This is a genomic window from Photobacterium ganghwense (genome assembly GCF_003025595.1).
GTDB classification, from domain to species: domain Bacteria; phylum Pseudomonadota; class Gammaproteobacteria; order Enterobacterales; family Vibrionaceae; genus Photobacterium; species Photobacterium ganghwense.
This window is the reverse complement of the sequence record NZ_PYMI01000005.1, coordinates 61,362-77,523: the sequence shown is the minus strand read 5'-3', so window position 1 is coordinate 77,523 and position 16,162 is coordinate 61,362. Positions and strand designations below refer to the sequence as shown.

18 protein-coding genes are annotated in these 16,162 nt (G+C 53.7%); 5 read left to right on the top strand and 13 right to left on the bottom strand.

Annotated features, from left to right (window positions below):
• Nucleotides 1–3: 3 nt before the first annotated feature.
• The 6 genes from C9I92_RS18240 to C9I92_RS18215 all read right to left on the bottom strand — a co-directional run bounded on the left by C9I92_RS18240 (nucleotide 4) and on the right by C9I92_RS18215 (nucleotide 3,906).
• Nucleotides 4–597 carry an XTP/dITP diphosphatase gene (locus C9I92_RS18240; protein ID WP_047887450.1) on the bottom strand — a complete coding sequence of 198 codons (594 nt, stop codon included), beginning with the start codon at nucleotides 595–597 and terminating at the stop codon, nucleotides 4–6.
• A 92-nt stretch (nucleotides 598–689) separates the two neighbouring features.
• Nucleotides 690–1,127 carry a DUF4426 domain-containing protein gene (locus C9I92_RS18235; RefSeq protein ID WP_047887449.1) on the bottom strand — a complete coding sequence of 146 codons (438 nt, stop codon included), beginning with the start codon at nucleotides 1,125–1,127 and terminating at the stop codon, nucleotides 690–692.
• 133 nt (nucleotides 1,128–1,260) lie between these two features.
• Nucleotides 1,261–1,554, bottom strand: coding sequence for a DUF167 family protein YggU (gene yggU / locus C9I92_RS18230; RefSeq protein ID WP_047887448.1), 294 nt, complete (start codon nucleotides 1,552–1,554; stop codon nucleotides 1,261–1,263).
• Nucleotides 1,551–2,105, bottom strand: coding sequence for a YggT family protein (locus C9I92_RS18225; protein WP_047887447.1), 555 nt, complete (start codon nucleotides 2,103–2,105; stop codon nucleotides 1,551–1,553). The genes yggU and C9I92_RS18225 overlap by 4 nt, the downstream gene beginning before the upstream one ends.
• Nucleotides 2,106–2,118: 13 nt before the next feature.
• Nucleotides 2,119–2,937 (bottom strand): pyrroline-5-carboxylate reductase, encoded by an 819-nt coding sequence (gene proC, locus C9I92_RS18220; protein WP_047887446.1) that lies wholly within the window; start codon nucleotides 2,935–2,937, stop codon nucleotides 2,119–2,121.
• 252 nt (nucleotides 2,938–3,189) lie between these two features.
• A complete protein-coding gene (locus C9I92_RS18215) occupies nucleotides 3,190–3,906 on the bottom strand; it encodes a YggS family pyridoxal phosphate-dependent enzyme (protein WP_047887445.1) in 717 nt (238 codons plus the stop codon).
• A 23-nt stretch (nucleotides 3,907–3,929) separates the two neighbouring features.
• Here C9I92_RS18215 and C9I92_RS18210 point away from each other — a divergent pair, with 23 nt between their 5' ends.
• Together C9I92_RS18210 and C9I92_RS18205 are read left to right on the top strand one after the other, a co-directional pair.
• On the top strand, nucleotides 3,930–4,967 hold the full coding sequence (locus tag C9I92_RS18210; protein WP_047887444.1) for a type IV pilus twitching motility protein PilT: 1,038 nt from the start codon (nucleotides 3,930–3,932) through the stop codon (nucleotides 4,965–4,967).
• Between the two features lie 24 nt (nucleotides 4,968–4,991).
• Nucleotides 4,992–6,098 (top strand): PilT/PilU family type 4a pilus ATPase, encoded by a 1,107-nt coding sequence (locus C9I92_RS18205; RefSeq protein ID WP_047887443.1) that lies wholly within the window; start codon nucleotides 4,992–4,994, stop codon nucleotides 6,096–6,098.
• A gap of 504 nt (nucleotides 6,099–6,602) precedes the next feature.
• On the opposite strand, the gene ruvX is transcribed toward C9I92_RS18205, so the two are convergent.
• From ruvX to rsmE, 4 genes are all read right to left on the bottom strand, one after another.
• Nucleotides 6,603–7,031, bottom strand: a complete 429-nt coding sequence (ruvX, locus tag C9I92_RS18200) for a Holliday junction resolvase RuvX (protein ID WP_047887442.1) — start codon at nucleotides 7,029–7,031, stop codon at nucleotides 6,603–6,605.
• Entirely contained in the window at nucleotides 7,028–7,594 is a 567-nt protein-coding gene (locus C9I92_RS18195; RefSeq protein WP_047887441.1) for a YqgE/AlgH family protein, read from the bottom strand. Before C9I92_RS18195 ends, ruvX begins: the two co-directional genes overlap by 4 nt.
• A 133-nt stretch (nucleotides 7,595–7,727) precedes the next feature.
• Complete coding sequence (gene gshB / locus C9I92_RS18190) at nucleotides 7,728–8,678, bottom strand: glutathione synthase (RefSeq protein WP_047887440.1); 951 nt, start codon at nucleotides 8,676–8,678, stop codon at nucleotides 7,728–7,730.
• 30 nt (nucleotides 8,679–8,708) lie between these two features.
• Nucleotides 8,709–9,440, bottom strand: coding sequence for a 16S rRNA (uracil(1498)-N(3))-methyltransferase (gene rsmE / locus C9I92_RS18185; protein WP_047887439.1), 732 nt, complete (start codon nucleotides 9,438–9,440; stop codon nucleotides 8,709–8,711).
• On the opposite strand from rsmE, the gene C9I92_RS25295 reads away from it, so the two are divergent.
• On the top strand, nucleotides 9,439–9,654 hold the full coding sequence (locus C9I92_RS25295; protein ID WP_047887438.1) for a hypothetical protein: 216 nt from the start codon (nucleotides 9,439–9,441) through the stop codon (nucleotides 9,652–9,654). The two genes, rsmE and C9I92_RS25295, sit on opposite strands and share 2 nt — an antisense overlap.
• A gap of 27 nt (nucleotides 9,655–9,681) precedes the next feature.
• Here C9I92_RS25295 and endA read toward each other — a convergent pair whose 3' ends face one another.
• The 3 genes from endA to metK form a co-directional block, all read right to left on the bottom strand.
• Nucleotides 9,682–10,386: a deoxyribonuclease I gene (gene endA, locus C9I92_RS18180; RefSeq protein ID WP_047887437.1), complete on the bottom strand. Its 705-nt coding sequence runs from the start codon at nucleotides 10,384–10,386 to the stop codon at nucleotides 9,682–9,684.
• A 267-nt stretch (nucleotides 10,387–10,653) separates the two neighbouring features.
• Nucleotides 10,654–11,133, bottom strand: a complete 480-nt coding sequence (locus tag C9I92_RS18175; RefSeq protein ID WP_084712689.1) for a SprT family zinc-dependent metalloprotease — start codon at nucleotides 11,131–11,133, stop codon at nucleotides 10,654–10,656.
• A 135-nt stretch (nucleotides 11,134–11,268) separates the two neighbouring features.
• Nucleotides 11,269–12,423, bottom strand: coding sequence for a methionine adenosyltransferase (gene metK, locus C9I92_RS18170; protein WP_047887435.1), 1,155 nt, complete (start codon nucleotides 12,421–12,423; stop codon nucleotides 11,269–11,271).
• A gap of 394 nt (nucleotides 12,424–12,817) precedes the next feature.
• Here metK and tkt point away from each other — a divergent pair, with 394 nt between their 5' ends.
• Nucleotides 12,818–14,812 (top strand): transketolase, encoded by a 1,995-nt coding sequence (gene tkt / locus C9I92_RS18165; RefSeq protein ID WP_107193909.1) that lies wholly within the window; start codon nucleotides 12,818–12,820, stop codon nucleotides 14,810–14,812.
• A 272-nt stretch (nucleotides 14,813–15,084) separates the two neighbouring features.
• The gene (gene epd, locus C9I92_RS18160) at nucleotides 15,085–16,143 is read left to right on the top strand and encodes an erythrose-4-phosphate dehydrogenase (protein WP_047886824.1); all 1,059 of its coding nucleotides are present in this window, start codon (nucleotides 15,085–15,087) and stop codon (nucleotides 16,141–16,143) included.
• Nucleotides 16,144–16,162: the final 19 nt, after the last annotated feature.

The window sequence follows — 16,162 nt, the reverse complement described above, 5'->3', positions numbered from 1 at the left end:
GTGTCAGGCATCCTTCAGGGCAGCGAACAGCTTCGACAGAGCCTGGCCGCGGTGCGAAAGTTGTTTCTTGCGTGCCGGAGCCAGCTCGGCCGAGGAGCACTGATCTTCCGGTACCCAGAAAATCGGGTCGTAGCCAAAACCGTTTTCGCCGCGGGTCTCGGTCAGGATGCTGCCTTCCCAGGTTCCGTGGCAAACCAGCGGTGTTGGGTCGTCAGCGTGACGCATCATGACCAGCACGCAATGGAAACGGGCGGTGCGCTGCTCTTCCGGCACGCCGTCCATTGCTGCGAGCAGCTTTTGCAGGTTGTCTTCATCAGAGGCCTCTTCTCCGGCAAAGCGCGCGGAGTAGATCCCCGGTGCACCCTGCAGGAAGTCGACTTCCAGGCCAGAGTCGTCGGCAATAGCCGGCAGGCCGGTTTCTTTGGCAGCGTGACGAGCCTTGATAATGGCATTTTCGACAAAGGTGGTGCCGGTTTCAGCGACTGATGACACGTTGTAATCGCTCTGGGCAACAACATCAAAACCAAAGTCTGCCAGCAGGCTGGCCATTTCTCTGACTTTGCCCTGATTCCCGGTAGCCAGTACCAATTTGCTCATCACAGTTCCTCGCAAGGGTTGAAAGAGGCGCTATCTTATCTTACTGCCCGGAAATTGAAAGGGGCCGTTTCGGCCCCTGTCGTGGATGTGGTTCAGTCAACAAAGAAGGTTTGCTGGAAGGCCAGGTTGCCGCTGGCGCCAGTGGCATGAATTTCAATCGAGAAATTAAAGCTTTCCTCGTTGGCGTGTTTGATTTCCGCGATGTAGTAAATGGCCTCGCCCTCGCGCACTTCGCGGAAAGAGAGATTTTTCACGCTGCCCAGCAGGTTTTTGGCAGTCCCGCTCAGGACGGCCTGAACCGCGGGTTTACCCGGCTGGCTGCTGTCGAGCACGGTAATGTTGATGACGGCAGAGTAGCGGCTACGCTGAATCTTGTAAGTGCTGGCGATATCCGGAGTGAGGAAGGTGGAAGGAAAGCTGGAGTAATGCACTTCCAGATTACGGATTTGCTTGGTTTGTTCGGCACTGGCTGGCAGGGCAGTGAGTAGAGAGGCCAGTAAAAGTGCCATCAGGCTGAAAAATCGAGTCATATTATTATCCTTCTTGAACGCCACAGGTGGGAACCGAACCCTACCAGCCATGTGGGCATGTGTCCTTTAGTATAGTTGAGATAGCAGTCAGCCCGGCGCCGAAACGGCCGCCGGGCTGACTGGATAAGCAGTGTTACAGCAGGGTGGTGATGGTGTCGGGGATTTCTCGTGGCGCTTCAATCAGCACCTGCTTATGGCGTCCGAGTTCCCCTTTCTCGATAACGACCTGTCCCTTGGCGACGCGGAACAACTTGGCCAGGTACTTGGTCAGGTGGGCGTTGGCCTTACCATCAATCGGTGGTGCTGTAATGGCCACTTTCAGCTCGTCGCCGTGCAGGCCAACCAGCTGATCGCGGCTGGCTTTCGGCTGAATATACAACCGAAGCCGCAAATCATCACCGCTGCGTGTCACTGCCTGCGTGGTCATAGTTGGTACCAGATTGGCCCCACCATGTCACCAATCAGCATATTGGCGAACTGCAGACCGATAAACAGAATCAGTACACTTAGATCCAAGCCGCCCATCGACGGAATCACCCGGCGAATCGGTGCGGTCATTGGTTCTGTCAGCTGGTGCATGACGTATTCGATCGGGCTGCGGCCCTGGCTTACCCAGCTCAGGATGGCGCGTAGCAGCAATACCCAGAACACCAGGCCACCGGCTGCTTTAAGGAGTGACAGCGCGCCGACCCACAGGTATTCGGGAGTCAGGAGCAGACCACCGCCAAGCACCAACTGGAGCACCACAAATTTCGCCATACTCAGGAGATAAGCCAGCAGCAGGGTTGCCATATCCAGCGAGCCGATAGACGGGATCAGGCGGCGCAGCGGGCCGACAATCGGCTGAGTTGCTTTCACGATGAACTGGGAAAACGGGTTATAGAAGTCCGCTCGTACCCACTGAAGCCAGATACGCAGCAGGACCACCATGATAAAGAGGTCGAACAGAGTACTGACGAGAAAACCAAGTGCATTCATAATTTACTAAACCTTAAAATAGCGTTTCCATCTCTTGGGCGCGGGCTACCGCAGCACGCATTGCTTTGGCTACGGTATCACTAAGCTGCTCTTCATTAAATGTGCGGATTGCTTCCGCCGTGGTGCCGCCTTTTGACGTCACCTGCTCACGCAGGGTCGACAGTTCAATATCCGGATTCGCGACGACCATTTCGGCGGCGCCCAGGGCTGCTTGCTGAACCAGCAGGCGGGCTTGCTCAGAACTGAACCCTTGCTTGACGGCTTCAGCCTGCATCGCTTCCATGAACAGGAAGAAATAAGCCGGTGCACTGCCTGCAGCAGCAATAATACCGTTGATTGCTGATTCTTGCTCTACCCAACAGATCTCACCGACAGCTTTCATTAAGTTACCGGCAAATTGGCGATCGTTCGGATTCAGATCCGGTGAGGCGTACAGGCCGCTCATGCCTTTGCCGATCAAAGACGGCGTGTTTGGCATCACACGGACCAGATTCAGACGGGTGGCCAGCATCTCATTGAGACGTGCCGCGCTGATCCCGGCGGCGATCGATATCACCAGCTTGCCGGAAAAGTCGAGGATCTGAAGTGGGCGGCAGACATCTTCCATCAGCTGCGGTTTCACGGCCAGAACAATCACGTCGGCCTCAGAAGCCGCCTGCAGGTTATTGTCAGTAGTGTGAATTCCATAATCGCGGGCCAGCGGCTCACGTCGCTCAGGGCTGGGTGCTGTCGCGGTGATTTTCTCCGGTGCGTAACCGCTGACCACCAGACCGGCAATGATAGAGCGGGCCATGTTACCGGCGCCGATAAAAGCAATGGTGCGTTGTTCCATGTTCATTCCTTATGAGGGTGCTGGACCGGGAAGGGTAAAACGGGTGTCCTTCCTGGACGAATTATACCTAGATTGTTTCTGATACGGTTTGCGGATGCGACGGCGTGTGACCTTTGTCCTTTCCCGTTTGGCTGACGGTGCCGCTTGGCATCTGCTGTTCGATCCTTTGTTTGCATCAGAGCTTGCGAGAACACGTTCCTTTCAGCTGTTTTTGTCTGTGGCGTTTCACAGTAAAACGCCACAGTCAGGGCGTTACTGGGACGTCTTCTCGCCGTAGTCACGAGCGCCGAAAATGGCGGTACCGATACGCACTATGGTACTGCCGGCCGCCACGGCGGCGTCCAGATCGCCGCTCATTCCCATCGACAGGGTATCCATCTGCGGATGGAGTGTTTTCAGGGTCTGCATGGCATCCGCCAGGCTCTGGAACGCAGCCAGCTGGCTGTCATAGTCATCCGCTTTTTCCGGAATTGACATCAGACCGCGCAGCACCAGATTCGGCATGGCGGCCACTTCATCGGCCAGGGCGGCCAGTTCAGCAAAGGCCAGGCCGGACTTCGTGGCTTCACCGCTGGTGTTAACCTGCAGCAGGACATTCAGCGGAGCCATGTCAGCCGGGCGTTGTTCACTCAGGCGGCGGGCAATTTTGGCGCGGTCGACGGAATGGACCCAGTCAAAATGCTCGGCAATCGGCCGGGTTTTGTTGGACTGAATCGGCCCGATGAAATGCCAGCTCAGTGCCGCTGCGTTCTCGCTATCGGAAAAATGCTGAATTTTTTCAACGCCTTCCTGGACATAGTTTTCGCCAAATGCCCGCTGGCCGGCGGCAATGGCTTCTTCGATTGCGGCAATAGGTTTGGTTTTGCTTACCGCCAGCAGTTGCACGGAATCGACTGGTCGACCGCATTTTTCTGCCGCCAGGCCAATCTGAGAGATGACCTGTTCAATGTTTTGTTTGATACTACTCATAATTGATTCTGTTGGGAAAATTTATGGATATCACCGAACTACTGGACTTTAGTGTAAAGCATAATGCCTCGGATCTGCACCTCTCTGCGGGAGTTCCGCCGATGATTCGGGTAGATGGCGATGTTCGTAAACTGAGCTTGCCATCACTGGATCACAGTGAAGTACACCGCCTGGTGTTTGACATTATGAACGATGCCCAGCGGCGCGAGTTTGAAGAAAAGCTCGAAGTCGATTTCTCGTTCGAGCTGCCGGACGTCGGGCGGTTTCGTGTGAATGCCTTTCATCAGTCACGGGGATGCGCAGCGGTTTTCCGAACCATCCCGGTGCATGTGCCGACACTGGAATCACTGAAAGTGCCGGACATATTCTATCAGATCGCCCAATGCCAGCGCGGGCTGGTGCTGGTTACCGGGGCAACCGGCTCCGGTAAATCCACCACGATTGCTGCGCTGGTCGATTACATCAATGAAAACTATAACCGCCATATCCTGACGATTGAAGATCCGGTGGAGTTTGTTCACCACGGCAAACGTTGCCTGATTAACCAGCGTGAAGTACACCGCGATACCCACAGTTTCCACAATGCACTGCGCTCTTCCCTGCGTGAAGACCCGGATGTGATTGTGGTGGGGGAATTGCGTGATCAGGAAACCATCAGTCTGGCGCTGACCGCAGCAGAAACCGGCCACCTTGTGCTGGGCACTCTGCACACCAGCTCGGCGGCCAAAACCGTCGATCGGATCATTGATGTCTTCCCGGGGAACGACAAGGCGATGGTGCGTTCTATGTTGTCTGAGTCGCTGCGGGCGGTGGTATCGCAGAGCCTGCTCAAATGTACCAGCGGAGGCCGAATTGCGGCGCATGAAGTCATGATGGCGACCCCGGCTATCCGTAACCTGATTCGTGAAGACAAAGTGGCCCAGATGTATTCCATGATCCAGACCGGCTCATCCGTCGGGATGCAGACCATGGAGCAAAGTGTCCGGATGCTGGTGGCTCAGGGGCAGGTTGAGGCGGAAGAAGGACGCCGGGTCGTCGACAACGCGTTTGCGCAGTTTTAATCATTTCGTTTCCCGGGAGGGGATATGACATTACAGGATGCGCTGAATGAAATGGTCAGTAGCAAAGCCTCCGATTTGTACATCACGGTGGAAGCGCCATGTCTGCTGAAAATCGACGGTAATCTGCACCCGTTGGGGCAGGCGCTGGATCGTCCGGCGATTGACCGGATGTTCAGCGAAGCCATGGACGACGCGTTGTATCAGGAGTTTTGTGCCACTAAAGAAGCAAACTTTGCGCTGGTACGCGGCGAGTACCGGTTCCGGGTCAGTGCCTTCTGGCAGCGGGAGCTGCCGGGCATGGTGATCCGGCGGATTGAAACCGATATCCCGGACATTTTTGCCCTTAACTTGCCGATGGACATGCAGAAGATGGCACTGGCGAAGCGGGGGCTGGTGCTGGTGGTCGGGGCGACCGGCTCGGGCAAATCCACGTCACTGGCGGCTATGACCGGCTACCGTAATGCCAACCGTAGCGGTCACATTCTGACGGTGGAAGATCCGATTGAGTTCGTGCACAAGCATAATAAGTGCATCGTGACCCAGCGCGAAGTCGGCTTGGATACGGAGAGCTACGAGGTGGCGCTCAAGAACTCGCTGCGCCAGGCTCCTGACATGATTCTGATTGGCGAAATCCGGACCCGGGAAACCATGGAATATGCCATGAACTTTGCCGAAACCGGGCACCTGTGTATGGCGACCTTGCATGCCAATAATGCCAACCAGGCGTTGGAGCGTATTCTCCATCTGGTTCCGAAAGAGCGGCGGGATCAGTTTTTGTTCGATTTATCACTGAACCTGAAATGTATTCTGGCTCAGCAGCTGATCCCGGATGCCCACGGTATGGGACGGCACGGTGCCTTTGAGCTGTTGATCAACACGCCACGGGTTGCGGATCTGATCCGTCGGGGTGAGCTGCACGAAATCAAGGACACCATGGCGAAATCAGCCCAGTCGGGGATGATGACGTTTGATCAGTCTCTGTATGACCTCTATAGCGCCGGCAAGATCACGGAGCAGGACGCTTTGCACCATGCCGATTCGGCCAACGATCTGCGACTGATGATTAAAGTCGGCAACAAACATCATCAGGCAAACAGCAGCTTGGATGGGGTCACGATCGATATGGACTGAGTCGGTATTAAAAAGCTTACTATGTGTAAAAAGCTTTAGGGTTACTATGATCCTAAAGCTTTTTTATTGTCATGATGTTTTTAATTATCTGATTTTAAACATTTTGTGTTGTTTTTTTATTTTGGCTGTACAGCTTGTGGAGCTTTTGGGTTCCTGTAGTCAAAAAGCTGTACAGGCTGATCAGGCCGCAGAACACGCGGGATCAGGATGATCGGTGCAGATCCATTTTTTCGCTGTGTGGCTAGAGGGTGAGCAAAGTGAGAAAAGCTGTACACTGGGGTTTGTGCTCGATCAACCCGCGTTTGAGATTGAACACCAAAGACGAGTATTTGAAGACGAGCTGACTGTTGCGGTTAGGCTGAGACTGGGTGAGTAACCATTTGGGTAGGGCGTAATCTGGGAGTGAAAGAAGTGGTGGCCGCTGAGCGCAGCGATAACAAACAGGCCCCGATGGGCCTGCAGATAGCCAGTGTTAGCGGGGAGTGCGAAAGCAGAATGCGGGGATTAGCCGTACTGTTGTTCAAACCAGCTTTCGAGGATCACGACCGCTGACTGAGAGTCGATATTTCCTTTGCTCAGGTTACGATAGCCGCCACGATCGAACAGATCAGAGCGGGCTTCAGCGGTGCTCAGGCGCTCATCGTGTAACTCGACCTGGCAACCGAATCGGCCGTGCAGGCGGTTAGCAAATTTTTTCGCGCGCGGTGTAATGGCTTCCAGTTCGCCACCGTGCAGATCCAGCGGCAGGCCGACGACCACTAAATCCGGTTGCCACTCCTTGAGCAGCTTTTCAATGTCATCCCAATTAGGGATGCCGTCGCGAGCCTTCAGGGCTGCCAATGGGTTGGCTGTACCGGTCAGTTCCTGGCCGATAGCCACACCGATGCTTTTGGTGCCGTAGTCAAATGCTAAAACAGTACGAGACTGGCTCATGCATGTCCTTTATCTGTCGAGAGGTGAGTAGAGGTAATGCCCAGTTTGGCAATGGCTTTATTCCAGCGCTCATGAATCGGGGTGTTAAATACCAGATCCGGATCGGCTTCAATGGTCAGCCAGGAGTTGTCAGCCAGCTCTTGTTCCAGCTGACCGGCATCCCAACCGGCATAGCCGAGGGCAACCAGAAAGTTGTCCGGCGATTCGCGGGTACCCAGCAGCGACAGGATGTCTTTGGAGGTCGTGACGGACACCTGATCGGTAATGTTTATGCTGGAGCTGAGATCGTCGCCAATCCGGTTGTGCAACACGAAGCCACGGTCAGCCGCGACCGGACCGCCGTTGAAAACCGGTTGTTCCAGGCTGGCCGGGTTCTGAACAGGCAGCTCGCGGTCAATGTCAATTTGTTCAAGCATGTTGCCCACGGAAATCTCAATAGGCAGGTTGATCACAATCCCCATCGCGCCTTCATCGTTATGCTCGCAGATATACACGACGCTGCCTTTGAAGTTTGGATCCTGTAGTTGGGGCATCGCAACCAGAAAGTGATTGGTCAAATTCATTGGAGTACCTATTACTTAAGCTGCTTCTTTAAAGTATGCCGAGTAATTGACAGAAATGGTATTTAAATGACGAGGTGAGAGCCGGCCTCACGCAGCCCGTGCGGGCTGCGTGGGAGTGCGAAAAGGAGGAGCCTTATGCCTGGTTCAGGCGGCGCTCAATCGCATCCATAAGTTTGCCGGTGATGGAGATATCAAAGGCCGCTTCGATTTCTCGAATACAGGTCGGGCTGGTCACGTTGATTTCTGTCAGCTTGTCGCCAATCACGTCCAGACCGACAAAGATCAGGCCTTTTTCTTTCAGCACCGGTGCAACGGTTTCCGCAATCTTGCGGTCTGTGTCGCTGATTGGACGTGGTTCGCCACGACCACCGGCGGCTAGGTTGCCACGGGTTTCGCCTTCGGCCGGAATACGCGCCAGGCAGTATGGCATTGGCTCACCGTCAACCACCAGAATACGCTTGTCACCGTTACTGATGTCAGGCACGAAAGTCTGCGCCATGCAGTAGTTCTGACCGTGGTTGGTCAGGGTCTCGATGATCACCGACACGTTCGGGTCATTCTTCATGACGCGGAAGATGGATGAGCCCCCCATGCCGTCCAGCGGCTTCAGGATCACGTCACCGTGCTCCTGCTGGAATGCACGAATCTTGTCGGCACGACGGGTTACAATGGTGGTCGGGGTCAGTTCCGGGAACCAAGCGGTGAACAGCTTTTCGTTGCAGTCACGCAGGCTTTGCGGTTTGTTGACAACCAGTGTGCCTTGTTCTTCTGCTCGCTCCAGAATGTAGGTCGCGTAAATGTATTCGGTATCGAACGGCGGATCTTTGCGCATCAGTACCACATCCAGCTCAGACAGGGCAATTTCCTGCTCGCCGTGGAATTCGAACCAGCCGTTCGGATCTTCTTTCAGGCTAACCACACGGGTACGGACAATGGCCTTGCCTTGTTCCAGCGACAGGTCGTTCATTTCCATGTAGTGGATTTCCCAGCCGCGGCGCTGGGCTTCCAACATCATGGCAAAGCTGGAATCTTTCTTAATGTTGATGGACTCGATAGGGTCCATCACGATACCCAGTTTGATCATTGGTTTCTCCTAAGTTTGTCTTCCCGAGGGTTAGCCGAGATCGCCGAAGCGAACCTGCAGGGCTGTAATGGCGGTCATGGCAGCCGTTTCAGTGCGCAGGACACGAGGACCCAGCAGGATTTCATCAAATTGGTAGGTTTCTGTCATGCTGATTTCTTCAGCGGACAGACCGCCTTCCGGACCAATCAGTAGGCGTACCTTGCTGACAGGTGCTGGCAGGGTGTTAATTGAGTAACTGGCTCGTGGGTGCAGGTTCAGCTTCAGGCCGTCGTACGGCTCGCTGCACCAGTCTTCCAGTTTCATGATCGGGCGGATTTCCGGCACGCGGTTACGACCGCACTGCTCGCAGGCGCTGATGGCGATCTTCTGCCATTGCTGCAATTTTTTATCGAAGCGATCGGCGTTAAGTTTGACGCCGCAACGTTCAGAAATCAGCGGGGTAATCGTGTTGACCCCCAGCTCGACAGATTTCTGAATCGTAAATTCCATTTTTTCACCACGAGAAATCACTTGGCCGAGGTGGATATCCAGCGGGGATTCCACGCTGTTTTCACGACGTTCCTGAATGTCGACTTCCACACTTTTCTTGCTGGCGTTACTGATAATGGCTGGAAACTCAGCATTGCTGCCATCAAACAGCAGGACTTCCTGGCCAACTTGCATGCGCATGACCCGGCCAACGTGGTTGGCGGCTTCTTCACTGAGCATGATGATACCTGAAGCCGGCAGGGTTTCAGGGTGATAAATTCGTGGGATTCTCATGGCTGATTGGTCATCGTTTTCATCTAGTCTGGCAGCATTATACGAAGGATTGCTGCCTCATGGTACAGAGATGGATGCCGTGCCTCGGAAAAACAAGGGCAAAGTGGATTTGTTTTTGTTGTCCGCCATCTCCCGTGCCATCAGCTGGAAAAAGGCCAGTGTCTTCACGACGCTGGCCCAGATGCGGTTTTCGTCTCGCCAAAGGCGGTTTTAGTCCGCTGAGCGCTGGCGGAGCGGGCGGTTACAGTCCTTTTGCCTGACACAACGGCTGAACGTAAGGGTTGTGGTTACTCTGGATTTTGGCAATTCGACGGTCGCGTTCACATTCCCATTCGGTCACGGCGTACTGTCGGTTCCAGGCTTCCATCAACTGGCGCTGCTGGCGGGACAGACGGAACGGGTAGGTGTCACTCATATAGAGATAAGTGCGGGCAATCGGCCCCCGGCTGGCTGGTGGTGGATCGGCTCGTTTCTGGCTGAAGTCCACCTTCATCTCACACTGGCCGTAATTGGCGCCGTTGGTACCGTTCCAGGGCATAAAGCTGAAGTTGGAACGGTCACCGTTCACTTCGCCGATTGCCGGAGTCAGGTTATGCAGATCGGCTTCCATCCGGCGGAACTGGGCGCTGCTCTGGCAGGCTTTGCGGCCGCCTTCTTGCCAGCACTGAAGCTGGTGGCCAAATTGCCAGGCCGGTACCACGTGTTCCCATTCGATACGGTTTGCCCGGTTGGGTTGTTTGCGGACTTCATAGCCGCAGCTGGCTAGATCCGGAATCCCTTTTTTGCCCTGCCAGGTGATGTCACAGCCGCAGTAAAAGCTGACCGGATGATCCTGATAAATGCCGATAGCCAGTTTTTTGGCTTGGCTGAATGAGGTTGGATGGGCTGCCAGTGCGGAAACTGGCGCAAGCAGGCTGATCAGCAGCCAGGGAGAGGGACGACGCATGCCTTTCCTTATTCTGAAAATGAGGGCGACAAGCCTATCATCTGGCTGATTTTTTGGAACTACTTCACAGTAAGTTTTGTGTTATTTACATTCGGCAATAGCAATAGCAATAGCAATAGCAATAGCAATAGCAGCAGGGGGGCTGAGTGGCAGAACATCCGCGGTGGTTTGTATACCTACGCTTATCGGAATTACGGAATAACCGGAAGGGATAGCTCAATGCTGTCACAGACGGCTTTTGACACCAGGAGTGATAACGACAACTTTTCAGCTCAGGCGCAGTTGGCTGCCGCATCGGCGACAGTGATATACCGCCTGACCGCGGACGATTTTGTTGTGGCGGCGAACGGTCATCTGGTGCTCACTACACTGACAGCGGTAGACAAAAGTCTGCCCCTGCACGGAAGAAATATCAAAGCTGTGTGTGGTGCGGGGGGCAACGCCAAACACGTTGTGCATGACGCCTTGCCATTCCCGGCCATGCGGACGGACCCGGCCAAACAGCTTAAAGACCACCAGATGAGCCACTTCGTGCGGAACGACTTCATCAAGAAAAGTCTGCGGATTTTCAGCCAACAGCACAGGGTTAAACCTGACTTCCCAACCCTGTAACCGCGCACTTCCTGCGATTTTCCCCCGTTGTTTGAAATTGACGACGGGCAGGGGGAAATGCTGGTTAAGGTGCCGGTTGGCCTGATGGATACAGGACTCGACCTTGGCGATCACCGTTTGCTGTAATGGGGTCATAACAATGGGCTATTAGGCGGTGTGAGTTAACGAATCTGCGCGGGAGTATAGGGGAGAGGATAACAAAAAAGGAAGCCTAAGCTTCCTTTTTGTATCTTTTCTGTATCGGAGACTGCTGGCTCCGGAGTGACATGCTTATTTGATGTTTGCGAACTCGCGCAGCATCTCAGCTTTGTCAGTTTTTTCCCATGGGAATTCTTCACGACCGAAGTGGCCGTAAGCCGCCGTTTTCTTGTACATTGGCTTCAGCAAATCCAGCATTTCGATCAGACCGTATGGGCGCAGGTCGAAGTGTTGACGTACTGCTTCAACGATGATGTCGTGAGCCACTTTCTCAGTACCGAACGTTTCGACCATGATCGACGTTGGATCAGCGACACCGATAGCGTAAGACAGCTGGATTTCACAACGGTCAGCCATGCCGGCCGCAACGATGTTCTTCGCCACATAACGAGCCGCGTAAGCTGCAGAACGGTCAACTTTCGATGGATCTTTACCAGAGAATGCGCCGCCACCGTGACGAGCTGCACCGCCGTAGGTATCAACGATGATCTTACGACCAGTCAGACCACAGTCACCCATTGGACCACCGATAACGAAACGGCCGGTTGGGTTAATGAAGTATTTGGTGTCTTTCGTCAGCCACTCGCTTGGCAGAACCGGCTTGATGATTTCTTCCATCACCGCTTCCTGCAGCACTGGCAGTTCGATGCTGTCACAGTGTTGAGTTGACAGAACAACGGCATCGATACCCACGATTTTGCCTTGGTCGTAGGCAAAAGTGACTTGGCTTTTTGCATCCGGACGAAGCCATGGCAGGGCGCCGTTTTTACGCACTTTCGCCTGACGCTCTACCAGACGGTGGGCGTAAGTAACCGGTGCTGGCATCAGCACGTCAGTTTCGTTACAGGCATAGCCAAACATGATGCCCTGGTCGCCAGCACCCAGTTCACGTGGGTCTTCACGGTCAACACCCTGGTTGATATCCGGAGACTGTTTGCCGATTGCGCTCAGAACGGCACATGAGTTTGCATCGAAGCCCATGTCAGAGTGAACGTAGCCGATTTCACGTACGGTATCACGGGTCAGTTCTTCGATATCAACCCAAGCAGACGTTGTGATTTCACCACCAACCATTACCATGCCGGTTTTTACGTAAGTCTCACACGCAACACGTGCTTTTGGATCTTGTTCTAAGATCGCATCCAATACTGCATCCGAAATCTGATCGGCAATTTTATCTGGATGGCCTTCTGACACAGACTCAGAAGTAAACAGGTGCTTCGCCATGAGCGCTCCCACAAAGTAATGTTAAAAATGGATGATGTTGGGCTCTATACCGCAGGTTGGAGATTGACATCGTATAAGGATGTACGTTCGTATGTATAGAGCTACCTCCGTCTAGACGTCTATGATACCTCTGCTCGCCGTAGAAAATCAACAATACGAAGGGTATGGGTTTGCGTTTATTCTCAGGCAAACGTTTCCGTGTTTAGGGTGAAATTACAGGTGGTTGGCCATTAGTATCGCCCATTTTGTTGATATTCGTGTTTATTTTGGCAGGAAATCGTTTGCAGATAGCCGCCAGACTTTGCGACAATACATGCCCGCCGAATACCGGTTAGTCTGGTTACCCTAAAATCAGGCTACTCCATCATAACGTCTACGAATTTCTGGAGCAGACATGTCTTCTCGTAAAGAACTTGCCAATGCAATCCGCGCCCTGAGTATGGATGGTGTGCAACAAGCTAACTCTGGCCACCCAGGTGCCCCAATGGGGATGGCTGATATTGCTGAAGTCCTGTGGCGTGGCCACCTGAACCACAACCCTCAGAACCCTCAGTGGGCTGATCGCGACCGTTTCGTCCTGTCGAACGGCCACGGCTCGATGCTGATTTACTCTCTGCTTCACCTGACCGGTTACGATCTGTCTATCGATGATCTGAAAAACTTCCGTCAGCTGCACTCGAAAACCCCGGGTCACCCTGAGTACGGTTACGCACCGGGTATCGAAACGACGACTGGTCCGCTGGGTCAGGGCATCACCAATGCCGTAGGTATGGCGATTGCGGAAAAAGCACTGGCTGCGCAGTTCAACAAAGACGGCCACGACATCGTTGACCACTTCACCTACGTGTTCATGGGCGACGGCTGTCTGATGGAAGGCATCTCTCACGAAGCGTGCTCACTGGCCGGTACTCTGGGCCTGGGCAAACTGATCGCATTCTGGGATGACAACGGCATTTCTATCGACGGTCACGTGGAAGGCTGGTTCTCCGACGACACACCAAAACGTTTTGAAGCATACGGCTGGCACGTTATTCCAGCGGTTGACGGTCACGATTCTGACGCGATCAACGCGGCAATCGAAGCGGCGAAAGCCGACCCTCGTCCAACCCTGATTTGTACTAAGACCATCATCGGTTTCGGTTCACCAAACAAAGCAGGCTCACACGACTGTCACGGTGCACCACTGGGCCACGACGAAATCGCGGCTGCCCGTGAATTCCTGGGCTGGAACCACGGTCCGTTTGAAATCCCGGCAGACATCTACGCTGAGTGGGATGCAAAAGAAGCGGGCGCTGCCAAAGAAGCGACCTGGAACGACAAGTTCGCGGCGTACCAAGCGGCTTACCCTGAGCTGGCTGCTGAGTACAAGCGCCGTGTCAACGGTGAGCTGCCAGCGAACTGGGAAGAAGCAACCAGCGCAATTATTGCTGAGCTGCAAGCCAACCCAGCGAACATCGCATCCCGTAAAGCGTCTCAAAACGCGCTGGAAGCGTTCGGTAAACTGCTGCCGGAATTCATGGGCGGCTCAGCTGACTTGGCACCGTCTAACCTGACCATGTGGTCTGGCTCGAAGTCTCTGGAAGCGGGTGACTTCTCGGGTAACTACATCCATTACGGTGTACGTGAATTCGGCATGACTGCGATCATCAACGGTATCGCCCTGCACGGCGGTTTCGTGCCTTACGGTGCCACCTTCCTGATGTTCATGGAATACGCCCGTAACGCAATGCGCATGGCCGCTCTGATGAAAATTCAGAACATCCAAGTGTATACGCACGACTCTATCGGTCTGGGTGAAGACGGTCCGACGCACCAGCCGGTTGAGCAAATGGCGTCTCTGCGCCTGACGCCGAACATGAGCACGTGGCGTCCGTGTGACCAGGTTGAGTCTGCGGTTGCCTGGAAACTGGCTATCGAGCGTAAAGACGCGCCATCAGCGCTGATCTTCTCGCGTCAGAACCTGGCGCAGCAAGAGCGCTCTGAGGTTCAGGTGGCTGACATCGCGAAGGGTGGTTACATCCTGAAAGATTGTGCCGGCAAACCTGAGCTGATCCTGATCGCGACCGGCTCTGAAGTGGAGCTGGCTGTGAACGCAGCAGCGGAACTGACTGCCGAAGGCAAGCTGGTTCGCGTGGTCTCTATGCCATCGACTGACACGTTCGACAAGCAAGACGCGGCATATCGCGAAGCAGTGCTGCCATCTGACGTGACAGCACGTATCGCTATCGAAGCGGGTATCGCAGATTTCTGGTACAAGTACGTCGGTTTCGACGGCCGCATCATCGGCATGACCAGCTTCGGTGAATCTGCACCGGCTGGCCAACTGTTCGAAATGTTCGGCTTTACCACTGAGAATGTCGTCAGCACAGCGAAAGAGCTACTGGCGTAATTTAGCGGGTAAATATACGGTGGCTTAAGGGCTACAGTATTTATTTCGAAGGATGAAAAAAAAGACCTCTTCACGAGGTCTTTTTTTATATGAATTGAGATCTCACTCACAGGGGGTTGTGTTGAAAAAATCATCACGCCAAGCGTGGGAATTATCTTAACGTTTTGTTTTATTTTGGGTTTGTAAGTCAGGGTGATGCCCTTCACAATTATCGTGATTCTCACAATCGCTTGGTATACACTAACCCCGCTTAATAATTTTGTAGCACGGATATGACACTAAGAGTCGCAATTAATGGATTTGGCCGTATCGGACGCAGTGTGCTTCGCGCCCTGTATGAAAGCGGCAAACACCACCACATTCAAGTCGTGGCAGTCAACGAGTTAGCTGAGCCTGAAGCCATGGCTCATCTGCTGCAGTATGACACCAGCCATGGCCGCTTCCATAAGTCTGTCAACCATGACCAGGAGCATCTGTTCATCGGCGGGGCGGATAATCAGGATCAAATCCGTATCCTGCACCAAAGCGACATCCACTTGCTGCCTTGGAAAGACTTAGCCATTGATATCGTGCTGGACTGTACCGGCATCTTTGGCTCCCGAAGCGACGGCGAAGCCCATATCAAAGCCGGCGCGAGAAAAGTCCTGTTTTCCCACCCTGCTGCAAACGACATCGACAATACAATCATATACGGTGTTAACCACCAGACCCTGACCGCCGACGACCTGATTGTGTCCAACGGTTCCTGTACCACCAACTGTATTGTCCCGGTTATTAAAGTGCTGGATGAAGCCTTTGGCATTGAGTCCGGCACCATTACCACCATTCACTCGGCGATGAATGACCAGCAGGTCATTGACGCCTACCACACCGACTTACGTCGTACCCGAGCTGCCAGCCAGTCAATTATCCCCGTTGATACTAAACTTCATCTGGGTATCGGTCGTATCTTTCCGGAATTTTCTGACAAATTTGAAGCTATTTCTGTGCGTGTACCAACAATTAACGTCACAGCGATGGATTTAAGTGTCACCGTGAAAACAAATGTGAAAGTTAATGACGTAAATCAATCACTGGCAGAAGCGTCTCGTTGTACATTAGACGGTATTGTGGACTATACCGAAGCGCCCCTTGTCTCCATTGACTTCAACCACGATCCACACAGTGCGATCGTTGACGGGACGCAAACCCGGGTCAGTAACCAGCATTTAATCAAGTTGCTGATCTGGTGCGATAATGAATGGGGATTTGCCAACCGGATGCTTGATACCGCGTTGGCAATGCAGGCGGTTGATGACAGCCGTGCTGCCTGTAACACAACTGAGCAGTAAGAATTAGCGGGCCTGGCAG

Coding starts and splice junctions, on each gene's coding strand:
- C9I92_RS18240 (WP_047887450.1), bottom strand. CDS start 597: ATGAGCAAATTGGTACTGGCTACCGGGAATCAGGGCAAAGTCAGAGAA.
- C9I92_RS18235 (WP_047887449.1), bottom strand. CDS start 1,127: ATGACTCGATTTTTCAGCCTGATGGCACTTTTACTGGCCTCTCTACTC.
- yggU (WP_047887448.1), bottom strand. CDS start 1,554: ATGACCACGCAGGCAGTGACACGCAGCGGTGATGATTTGCGGCTTCGG.
- C9I92_RS18225 (WP_047887447.1), bottom strand. CDS start 2,105: ATGAATGCACTTGGTTTTCTCGTCAGTACTCTGTTCGACCTCTTTATC.
- proC (WP_047887446.1), bottom strand. CDS start 2,937: ATGGAACAACGCACCATTGCTTTTATCGGCGCCGGTAACATGGCCCGC.
- C9I92_RS18215 (WP_047887445.1), bottom strand. CDS start 3,906: ATGAGTAGTATCAAACAAAACATTGAACAGGTCATCTCTCAGATTGGC.
- C9I92_RS18210 (WP_047887444.1), top strand. CDS start 3,930: ATGGATATCACCGAACTACTGGACTTTAGTGTAAAGCATAATGCCTCG.
- C9I92_RS18205 (WP_047887443.1), top strand. CDS start 4,992: ATGACATTACAGGATGCGCTGAATGAAATGGTCAGTAGCAAAGCCTCC.
- ruvX (WP_047887442.1), bottom strand. CDS start 7,031: ATGAGCCAGTCTCGTACTGTTTTAGCATTTGACTACGGCACCAAAAGC.
- C9I92_RS18195 (WP_047887441.1), bottom strand. CDS start 7,594: ATGAATTTGACCAATCACTTTCTGGTTGCGATGCCCCAACTACAGGAT.
- gshB (WP_047887440.1), bottom strand. CDS start 8,678: ATGATCAAACTGGGTATCGTGATGGACCCTATCGAGTCCATCAACATT.
- C9I92_RS25295 (WP_047887438.1), top strand. CDS start 9,439: ATGGCTGATTGGTCATCGTTTTCATCTAGTCTGGCAGCATTATACGAA.
- rsmE (WP_047887439.1), bottom strand. CDS start 9,440: ATGAGAATCCCACGAATTTATCACCCTGAAACCCTGCCGGCTTCAGGT.
- endA (WP_047887437.1), bottom strand. CDS start 10,386: ATGCGTCGTCCCTCTCCCTGGCTGCTGATCAGCCTGCTTGCGCCAGTT.
- C9I92_RS18175 (WP_084712689.1), bottom strand. CDS start 11,133: ATGACCCCATTACAGCAAACGGTGATCGCCAAGGTCGAGTCCTGTATC.
- metK (WP_047887435.1), bottom strand. CDS start 12,423: ATGGCGAAGCACCTGTTTACTTCTGAGTCTGTGTCAGAAGGCCATCCA.
- tkt (WP_107193909.1), top strand. CDS start 12,818: ATGTCTTCTCGTAAAGAACTTGCCAATGCAATCCGCGCCCTGAGTATG.
- epd (WP_047886824.1), top strand. CDS start 15,085: ATGACACTAAGAGTCGCAATTAATGGATTTGGCCGTATCGGACGCAGT.